Annotated in this window: 9 protein-coding genes; all 9 read right to left on the reverse strand. The window is 58.3% G+C overall.

The annotated features are described in order from the left end of the window. Window positions 1–1,737: DNA translocase FtsK 4TM domain-containing protein (locus ACETWG_05475; protein ID MFB0516039.1), on the reverse strand; the 1,737-nt coding region annotated here is incomplete at its 3' end. A gap of 101 nt (window positions 1,738–1,838) precedes the next feature. Further along, the gene (gcvT, locus tag ACETWG_05480) at window positions 1,839–2,930 is read right to left on the reverse strand and encodes a glycine cleavage system aminomethyltransferase GcvT (GenBank protein ID MFB0516040.1); all 1,092 of its coding nucleotides are present in this window, start codon (window positions 2,928–2,930) and stop codon (window positions 1,839–1,841) included. 4 nt (window positions 2,931–2,934) lie between these two features. Next, complete coding sequence (gene ruvA, locus ACETWG_05485; GenBank protein MFB0516041.1) at window positions 2,935–3,528, reverse strand: Holliday junction branch migration protein RuvA; 594 nt, start codon at window positions 3,526–3,528, stop codon at window positions 2,935–2,937. After that, window positions 3,525–4,034, reverse strand: coding sequence for a crossover junction endodeoxyribonuclease RuvC (gene ruvC, locus ACETWG_05490; protein MFB0516042.1), 510 nt, complete (start codon window positions 4,032–4,034; stop codon window positions 3,525–3,527). Before ruvC ends, ruvA begins: the two co-directional genes overlap by 4 nt. Before the next feature lie 52 nt (window positions 4,035–4,086). After that, window positions 4,087–4,845, reverse strand: coding sequence for a YebC/PmpR family DNA-binding transcriptional regulator (locus ACETWG_05495; GenBank protein MFB0516043.1), 759 nt, complete (start codon window positions 4,843–4,845; stop codon window positions 4,087–4,089). 288 nt (window positions 4,846–5,133) lie between these two features. Continuing rightward, window positions 5,134–5,889, reverse strand: a complete 756-nt coding sequence (locus tag ACETWG_05500) for a tetratricopeptide repeat protein (protein MFB0516044.1) — start codon at window positions 5,887–5,889, stop codon at window positions 5,134–5,136. Continuing rightward, a complete protein-coding gene (locus ACETWG_05505; GenBank protein ID MFB0516045.1) occupies window positions 5,877–7,616 on the reverse strand; it encodes a BatD family protein in 1,740 nt (579 codons plus the stop codon). The genes ACETWG_05500 and ACETWG_05505 overlap by 13 nt, the downstream gene beginning before the upstream one ends. 91 nt (window positions 7,617–7,707) lie before the next feature. Then, window positions 7,708–8,472, reverse strand: a complete 765-nt coding sequence (locus tag ACETWG_05510) for a tetratricopeptide repeat protein (protein MFB0516046.1) — start codon at window positions 8,470–8,472, stop codon at window positions 7,708–7,710. After that, window positions 8,465–9,420, reverse strand: a 956-nt coding sequence (locus ACETWG_05515) for a VWA domain-containing protein (GenBank protein MFB0516047.1), incomplete at its 5' end; no start/stop codon positions are given. The genes ACETWG_05510 and ACETWG_05515, both read right to left, overlap by 8 nt.

The raw sequence follows: 9,420 nt of genomic DNA on the forward strand, positions 1-9,420 counted from the left end.
GGCCTTGATCAGACCGGTGATCACATCTACGGATGGCCGCTGGGTGGCGATAATCAGGTGAATACCCACTGCCCGGGACATCTGAGCCAGACGGGTGATGGGATCTTCGATATCCTTGCCGGCGATCATCATCAAATCCGACAGCTCATCTATAATGATAACGATATAGGGGACCGGTTCCATGTCCAGATTTTTTGCCGCCTTGGCGCGGTACTCGTCGATATTGCGCACCGTGGCCTCAGAGAAGATTCTATAGCGGCGCTCCATTTCAACCAGGGCCGATCGCAGAGCGGCCACCGCATTCTTGGGAGTGGTGAGGACGTATTCGCCGATGCCCGGAGTGGTAATGAGGTGGTATCCCTCCAGCTCACGATAAGAGGTAAGCTCCAATTTCTTGGGATCGATGAGTATGAATTTCACTTCATCAGGTTTTACCCGGTAGAGGTAACTGGTGATAATAGTGTTAATACACACTGACTTGCCGGAGCCGGTGGTGCCGGCAATGAGGAGATGGGGCATGTGGGCCAGATCGAAGCAGTAGGCCTCCCCGGAGGTGGTCTTGCCCAGGGCCACCGTGAGAGGCGAGCGGGAGCTCACGTAATCATCGGAGCTGATGATGCTGCGCAGGTAGACGGTGGACGGACGACGGTTGGGAATCTCGATACCCACATGCTTGGTGCCGGAGATAGGTGCAATAATCCGGATGCGCTCAGCGCTCATAATCCGGGCCAGGTCGTCAGCCAGGACGGTGAATTTGTTGACCCGCACACCTTCACCCGGCTCCACCTCAAAAAGGGTGATGATCGGCCCCGGCGAAATGTTCACCACCCGCCCTTCCACCTTGAAAGTGGCCAGGGCCCGCTCCAGCTCCCGGGCTTTGGCCAGGAAATCCTCCCGTGACTCGATCTCTTCGGCCGGCGGTGGTTCAACCAGTAGATCGAGCGGTGGGAACTTATATTGCCGCCAGCGGGTGCGCCGCTCCTCCATGGCATCGATGTCCCCCACCTCAATGGTCCCTTGTTCTGCGATAGGGATTGCCTCCCCGGCACCGGCCGGTCGGCTTTTCCCTGCCACCCTACTGGTGCTTCTGCGACGGCTGACCGGAAGTGGTGGCCTGGCTTTTCTGGCGTAGGCCCGGGGCTCGATCAGAGTCTTCTCCCGGCGGCGGCGATCACGCCATTCAGCGAACCACACCTCCAGGTTGGTCATCTGCTTATGCAGGAAGGCCCGCACGTCCCAGCGCAGGTAGCCGCTGATCACCACAAAATAGCCGGCCAGCAGCACCACAATAGACCCGAACATACCCAGAAAATCATGCAGCACTTTGGCCCCTACACCGCCCACAATCCCGGCCGAGGTAAAATCGCCCCGCCCCTCGAATACCAGGGGCGCTTCCGGCAAGCCAACCGCCAGCGAACTCAATAGCGCCAGCAGAAGCCCGTACCAGGTGATGCGCCACAGGGGCTTGTGCGCCCGCTTGAGCAGGAGCCCCATACCCCAGACCAACCCCAGAATGGGAAATACTATCGCCACATAACCCAGCGTGAACTTGACGAGATAATGGGCAACGTAAACCCCAACGATGCCCATAATATTCCGCAGGGCTATATGCTCTGAGATTGTGGGTTCCTCCAAGGGATTGTAGGTCACCAGGCTGAGGAGGGTTAAAAGCGATAGAGCTATCAGGAGGATGGAAAATGCCGTTACCCGGCGGTCTGTGGTGCGAGATACTTTCACGCTATCAATCCGGAACCTGCCATCACCGGCGTGAACATCTTAACGACCGGCGACTCGTGAGGTTGTATTAAACACCTTAGCAAAAACAACCCGACACCTGGTTAAGCCATCAGGCTCGTTTTTTTCACAAAGGGGGGCTTGACCACTGAGGCCCGGGCCGCCTTGCCCCTGATCTCCACCTCAATGCAGGTGCCGACCTGGGCGTACTCCCGGGCCACATAGCCCAGTCCGATCCCCCGCTGCAACATGGGTGACTGGGTGCCGCTGGTCACCAATCCTATTCGGCCGCCATCGACAGTGATGGGGTATCCTGGCCGGGGAATAGCGCGCTCTTCCATCTGGAAGGACACCAGCCTGCGGGCAGGCTTCTCCGCCTTCACCCGGGCAATCGCCCTGGAGCCTATGAAGGGACCCTTATCCAGTTTGGTGATCCAACCCAATCCCGCCTCGATCGGATTGGTCTCGGCAGTGATATCGTTACCGTAGAGGCAATACCTCATCTCCAGTCGCAGCGTATCTCTGGCCCCCAGACCGGCTGGCACGCTCCCCAGCGGCTCACCCGCCGATAGGCAATCCTCCCACAAGCGCCGGGTGGTCTCCGGGTCAGTATAGAGTTCAAAACCCAGCTCGCCGGTATAGCCGGTGCGGCTGATCATCACCTCCTGATCATAGGCCTGGCCTTCTATAAAGTAGTAGTAGGCCACATCTGTGAGCTCAATCCCCAAAACCTTACTCACCAATTCACGGCTGACGGGCCCCTGGACAGCAATCAGGCCGGTCTGAGCGGATAGATTCTCCAGGGAAATGTCCCCCTTGATATTGGACTGGAGCCAGCCAAAATCCTTGTCAATGTTGGCTGCATTTACCACCATAAAGTAGTGGTCGGCACGGCGATAAAGCAAAAGGTCGTCGACGATGCCACCATCGGAGTAACACATGGCCGAATACTGGGCCTGGCCTTCATGGAGCTCGGCTACGTCATTCACCGTCACGTCCTGGAGGAAAGTGAGGGCATCGGGGCCACTAATCCGGAACTCTCCCATGTGTGAGACATCAAAAACGCCGGCAGTTGTCCGAACAGCTACATGCTCGGCGCTGATGCCGGTGTATTGCACGGGCATTTCGTAGCCGCCGAAAGGGGCGATTCGGGCTCCCAATGCCACATGTTGCTCATAGAGGGGGGTGCGCTTCATCGATTCACTTTCCGCTGAGTGCTGCCCGGATGAGGTCTTCAACCGGCGTCTCGGCGTCAAGCTTTTTGAGGGCCGCCTGGACCGCCCGACGGGCCTCATGCCGCCTATAACCCAGCGCAACCAGACTGTCTATCGCCTGGGTAACGGTGTCAGATGCCGTTGCAGTCGCGGTAATACTATCCCAGGCCGGAACCTCCGCGCCGAATTTATCCCGCAACTCGATGAGGATCCGCCGGGCCATCTTGGGGCCCACCCCACGGATGGCAGTTAATGCCGCCTCATCCCCCTCCTGGACCCGCCGACGCAACTCGGCGGGCAAGGCCCCGCTCAGAATGGTGATGGCCGTCTTCGCCCCGATGCCGCTGATGGCAATGAGGTGCTTGAAAACTTCGCGCTCCTCAGCGCTGGCAAAGCCGAACAGGTCCTGACTGTCTTCACGAACCTGATGGTAGGTAAGCAGGGTGGCCTCCTCACCTGATCTGGGCAGTGCTTCGTACGTGTTTAGGGTGATCCATATGTGATAGCCGACCCCTTGCACGTCCATCACCACATGGTCCGGATGCTTCTCGAGCAGCCGCCCCGCCAGCCGAACGATCATGCGCTCGACGACCTTTGGGACAAGCCCGCAGCCACCAGACTGCGCTGCTGGTGATGGCACAGGGCTACAGCGAGTGCGTCAGAAGCGTCCATAGGCTGGGGCAGGTGATCCAGGTGTAATATGCGCTGGACCATGAACTGGACCTGTTCCTTAGTGGCCCGTCCGTTGCCGGTGGTGGCCAGCTTGACTTTGCGGGGGGCATACTCAGCGGTGGGCACCTGGTGGTGAGCGGCGCATAATATCGCTACCCCTCGCGCCTGGCCCAATGTGAGGGCCGACTTGACATTGATGCCATAGAAAGTTGCTTCAATAGCGAGCTCATCGGGCTCGGCCGTGCCAATGAGCTGGGCCAAGTCATCATAAAGGACCGATAAGCGTTCGCCCATAGTGGTGTCGGAGGGCGGCGTAATGGTGCCATAATCCACCAGCGTCGGTTCCCGGCTATGGACGGCGATGATGCCGTAGCCCGTACACCGAATACCAGGATCAAGGCCAAGGATGCGCATTAGCCTGAAAATGCCGTTGCCCGGAACGCTCCACCAAGCTCACCCGCATACGTCACTCGGAAGACTGGTTAAAGGCGGCCAGTTCTTCCTCAAGGATATCGCAATTGGAATAGACTTTCTGGATATCCTCAAGCTCCTCCAGGGCGTCCAGCAGTTGGAGGAGCCGCCGCGCATCGCTACCGGTCACTCTGACGCTGCTGGCGGGCTCCAAACCCACTTCAACCGCGTCAACAGGAAAGTTCCGCGCTTCCAGAACTGCTTGCAGCTCGTAAACTTTCTCCGCCGGCACAGTGATGACGAACTGAGTGTCCTCCCGTTCCATCTCATCGGCACCGTAGTTCACAGCCGTCTCAAAAAGCTCCTCCTCCGCTACCCCTTCGACAGGAAGGCTCAGGGTTCCCCGGTTTTCAAACTGCCAGGCCACACTGCCCGATCCCCCAAGGTTCCCCCCATATTTGGTCATGAGATGGCGGATGTCGGCAACCGTCCGCTTCTTATTATCCGTGAGCACTTCCATGAGGATCGCCGCCCCGCCGGGACCGTACCCTTCATAGATGGCCGATTCGTAGCTTACACCAGCAAGATCCCCCGTGCCCTTCTTAATCGCGCGCTCGATATTGGCCTGGGGCATATTGGCGGCTCGGGCCTGCGAAATGGCCAACCGGAGGCGGGGATTGGTGTCAGGGTCGCTACCACCCAGGCGGGCCGCAACGCTGATTTCCTTAATGACACGGGAAAAAACGGCACCCCGCTTGGCATCGGCAGCCGCCTTCTTGCGCTTAATACTAGACCACTTGCTGTGACCAGACATACTATTATTTAGTCAGCTTCTTTCCAGGCTCAATTTAACAACAACCCCATGCAAGTTATAATCCTTCGTGGGCGTTACCTCACCCCGACCCGTCAAAGGCAGGCAACCCCTCTCCTTCAGAAGAGGGGCCTCACGGCTTGCCCGGCGTAGCGCAGCGAAGACGGGAGTAAGCGGGGTGAGGTATTTCGGGCCTCATGCTTGTCCCGCCACTCCGACTGAAGGGCTTGAAACTCGAAACCCGAAACTCGAAACTCGAAGCCAGCCTTCCCCGCGTAAGGCCGGTTGCCCCTACAGCGGCCGCACCCGGTCTATTGGCAGCCAGCCACTCTGGCCATCAAGCAGCTCGATCTGATACCAATCGTCGCCGTGCTCCAGGATAGTCACTTTCAGACCTTCATGGAGCTCGAACAATTTAGTCGATCGCTGCGACGGGGCACTATACACCATGGCCACCTCGTTATAGACGATTCCTTCCCTGGTCTGGTTGGCGGTGTGCAGACTATCCAATGCCACCAGGAAGAGAAGCACCGCCAGCACCGTCCCTGGCACTACCGGCCATCCCAGCCAGGAACGCCGCAAGAAGCGGCTGGCAGCATAGAACAGGCCTAGCGAGAACAGCACGATGGAAACCCATCGCATCCATTCACCCGGTGTGAAGTTTTCCCTCAGGCCGCGATAGAAGCGAATGTAGAAGGGGATCTCAGGCAGCTCGATACGGTCTTTGACCCGAAGATTGGCCAGGGCCAGGTTATAGCGGGCATCGGCATCGTTAGGATTCAATATCAAAGCCCTCTCATACGCCCAGACGGCACCCGCCACCTGGCCAGCCCGGTAATAGGCGTTACCCAGGTTGTAATACAGCCGCTCGGCTTCATAACCACTCTGGAGGATGGACTCAAATTCCTGAATAGCCAGTGCCCACTGCTCATTCGCGTAGGCCTCCATGCCCCGCTGATAGACTTCCGCCACACTCGCATCGCCTGCCAGTGGTGCGACAAGGGCCAAAACCAGAGCGGTGGCGCGACCGAACCTCAAGCCGACCATTGGGCCTCCACTTCTCGGAGAACCTCCTTCAAGGCTTGCCGATCAGCCTCAGCGTCACCGGCTTCAACCGGTGCAAAGCGAGCAGCTGCGGCCCGCTCAAGGATTTGAATCAGCCGCTCCCGCTGCTCCCCGGCCACTCCCTTAATAGCGAGAATCTCCGCCACCTCCGTCATGGTATACTCCCGAGTACTCCGTCTAAGCTTGTGATTCAGATACTGGGTCACGGCTTGGCTGAACGTGGCATAGACCTGTCCCGGCTCACCCTGGTCTCCCTCCACCATTGCAGTGGCCGCCGCCAGTGCCCGCATAGCGCGTAAGCCCGGTTTCAGAACCGTGGCCAGGGTCTTCACCCGGGGGCCGGCCCAGGGAGCGGCAAAGAGTAAAACCGTTGCTAGATTCAAAAGCAATACACCCGTGGTGTACCACCCTGCACCGGTCCTGAGCCAGCGGGGCCGCCCGGTCTTCAGGAAACGAATATCCTTCCCCAGCAGGGCCACCTCGCGCCGGGTGGCGCCCGGTGAACCCGCTAAAGACTCAGCCCTGGGCATTACGTTCAAGGTGAAGGGTCCCACCATCTTTACGATATATCGCTTTTCAACAGGGTTAAAGTGGGGCAGCCGGATTTGGGGGATTGTGAAAGTACCCGCCTGGCGAGGGACAATGACGTACTCGATGGTCCTGGAACCGCCAACAATGTCGCCGAGCGATGGTTCACTACTGATCTTGGGATCAAATACTTCCAGTCCTCTGGGAAAGTTGATAACGGGAAGCTCCAGCGTCTTGACATTGCCGTCGCCGTTAATCGTCAGGGTGAAGGTGACGGCCTCATCCTGCCTGATCTCCTGACGGTCGAAGGCCCCGGAGAGGGAGTAGCGCCCCACCAACCCGGTGTAATCAGGGGGACGGTTACTGGCCGGGGTGGGTGCAACTTTCATCGTAACCGCCGGCGAGGTTATCACGCGATGCTCCACCCGGCCGGAGCCGAAAATGGAAAAGTCGTCAAAGAAGGGATCAAACTGCCGCCGACTGCGAGTCTGCACCCCTATTTTCAGCACGAGAGGATCGATCTCCAGTTCCCCGGATTGGGTGGGGAAAAGGGCCATCCGGCGCACCACAGCCGTATAGTAACGACGCCCTCCTATGACCCGCTCCCGGAGCTGCAACTTGCTGGGAGCGAACAGCTCTTCGGTCCAGAAACCCGTAAGTTTGGGCAAGGATACAATCTCCCATCCCGAGATATTCATCTGCGTGTACAGGGTCCAGGTGACGGTGACTTGCTCACCGCGATAGACTTCCTGCTGATCCACTTCAGCAGCTATATAGAGGGCGCTGGTCCTGTCCGGGCTGCCAGGCCGGGCCGCGGCCGCAGCAGGCACCACTTCGATCTGCACGGGGGTCGTATGCAGGGTGGTACCATCAACATTAACGGCCAGGCTGGGGATGACCTGCTTCCCGGTCTTCCTGGGCAGCAGCATCCATGAATAGCTGGATGTCGAAGAAACGACACCGTTTATGATCTGTACACTCCGGGAGGTCGAGGGCCCTGATAGAATCCTGAAATCAGCCAGCCCGACTTGGGAGACCGACTGGATATCACCATCCTCCGCTCTGACCTCCAGCGTGAAGCTTTCTCCTTCCACAATCCTGGTATTGCTGACAATGGTCTGAACCCGGGGTTGAGCTGTCAGACTGGTGGCTATCAGGAAAATGATCCAGCTATTTTTCATACCCTATCTCCCAGGGCATAAAGAAAAATTGCCGTTTCCATGCTGGACATGTATCCCACCACTATTCTTCTACTTCATAGGGCAATTAGTATTACCAATCCTTCTCCAATTTAATGGAGGTCGGCGGTCGATAGGTCCGCTTCGTAAGGTTTTCCTCGCTTGCCCGAAGCGCATTCAGAATGGCCTCCGCTTCTTCCCGCTTCAGGTCATCTTGAGGTTGGACCTGCCGGGGATCAGCAGCAGACTGCTCCTCCGGCTGTTCCCGGGACTCCTCGCCCTGAGCTGGCTGCTGTTCCGGGGAGCTTTCCTGCGGCTCTTCCGGCTGGGATTGGCTCTCCTGCTGGCCTGATTGTTCTTGTGATGAGTCCTGCCCGGAGGATTCGGGCTTCTCCTGTTCGGCATCCGGCTGTTCGGCTGGCGACTGGCGCTGATCTTTCTGTTGCTGCTGCTGTTCTGCAAGTTGCCTGGCCAGCTCATAATTGATCCGGGCATCTTCATCATCGGGATTCAACTCCAGGGCCTTGCGGTAGAAATCCTTGCTCTCTTCTATCCTGCCGGCCCGGAAAAGGCTGTTGCCCAGGTTGTAAAGGACCCGGGCCTGGGCCTGTCGGTCATTGGTCCGCAGGGCCGCTTGATACTCCTGGAGGGCCTTCTGATATTCACCAGTACCGTAGGCTAGATTACCGAAGTTGTAATGGAGCAATGGGTGATCGGGATGTTCCCGAAGCAGCTCTTCATACCGCTGCCATACTTCATGCAACTCCGGCGGAAGAGCCGGTAAAGGCTGGGATTCGCCGGGGGACACCTGGCCTAGAAGCATAAGTGGTAGAAGTAACACTATTGCGGTTTTAGGCATATCTACTGCGCGCTTTCGGGGCCTCCCGACGACCACCTGGCAGAAACAATTCCAGCAGGAAGCAGAGTAGGGCGGGGAGAGCAAAAAGCTGGTAGCGGTCCTCAAACTGGGAAAACTCGTGGGTTTTGAGGGTGCGTTTCTCCATGGACAAAATTTCCTCCAACAACCCATCCAGATTCCCGCTGCGGTTATCCACTCTGCTGTAGGTGCCCTTGCCGGCCTGGGCCAGGTCCTCCAACATGAGCTCGTTGAGCACGGAAGTAACTACCCGGCCTGAGCGGTCCTTCTTGAACTCCTTACCGTCTTCAATGGGGATAGGCGCCCCTGAGGGAGAACCGATCCCGACCGCGTGGATGATAATACCCGTTTCAGCCGCCTTTCGGGCCAGCTCCAGGGCCCTCCCGTCGTGATCTTCGCCATCGCTCAGGATCACCACTGATTTGTACTTCTTAGTTTCCGGATCGAAGGTCCGCGTGGCCAGCTCCAGAGCTTCGGCGATCACCGTACCCTGAACCTGCACCAGCCTAGTATCCACAGCGTTAAGGAAAAGTCGGGCCGCGGCGTAATCGGCAGTGAGGGGGAAATGCAGGTGGGCCGTACCGGCAAAAACGATCATCCCGACCCGGTCCCCCCGAAGACCATCGATGAGCCGTCCGGCCTCATATTTGGCTTTCTCCAGCCGACTGGGCTTAACGTCGGTGGCGTCCATGCTGGTGGAGGTATCCAGCAAGAAAATCACGTCCACGCCCTGGCGCTTGAGCTCCACCACCCTGGTGCCAACCTTGGGGCCCACCGCCGCCAGAATCAGAAATCCAAGCCCCAGAAAAAATAATCCGTTTTTCACCGGCTGCCGGGGAAACCGCACCCGGCCCAGCACGTACCACTGCACCCGGCTTTCACCAAGCCGCTTGAGCCGGCGGGTGGCCCGCCCCTGCTGCCATAAACTCC

This window comes from Candidatus Neomarinimicrobiota bacterium (assembly GCA_041862535.1).
GTDB lineage: Bacteria > Fidelibacterota > Marinisomatia > SCGC-AAA003-L08 > TS1B11.

Bases quoted from the DNA above. Each gene is read 5' to 3' on its own strand.
- ACETWG_05500 (MFB0516044.1), bottom strand. From the start codon at position 5,889: ATGGTCGGCTTGAGGTTCGGTCGCGCCACCGCTCTGGTTTTGGCCCTT.
- ruvC (MFB0516042.1), bottom strand. From the start codon at position 4,034: ATGCGCATCCTTGGCCTTGATCCTGGTATTCGGTGTACGGGCTACGGC.
- ACETWG_05495 (MFB0516043.1), bottom strand. From the start codon at position 4,845: ATGTCTGGTCACAGCAAGTGGTCTAGTATTAAGCGCAAGAAGGCGGCT.
- ACETWG_05510 (MFB0516046.1), bottom strand. From the start codon at position 8,472: ATGCCTAAAACCGCAATAGTGTTACTTCTACCACTTATGCTTCTAGGC.
- ACETWG_05505 (MFB0516045.1), bottom strand. From the start codon at position 7,616: ATGAAAAATAGCTGGATCATTTTCCTGATAGCCACCAGTCTGACAGCT.
- gcvT (MFB0516040.1), bottom strand. From the start codon at position 2,930: ATGAAGCGCACCCCCCTCTATGAGCAACATGTGGCATTGGGAGCCCGA.
- ruvA (MFB0516041.1), bottom strand. From the start codon at position 3,528: ATGATCGTTCGGCTGGCGGGGCGGCTGCTCGAGAAGCATCCGGACCAT.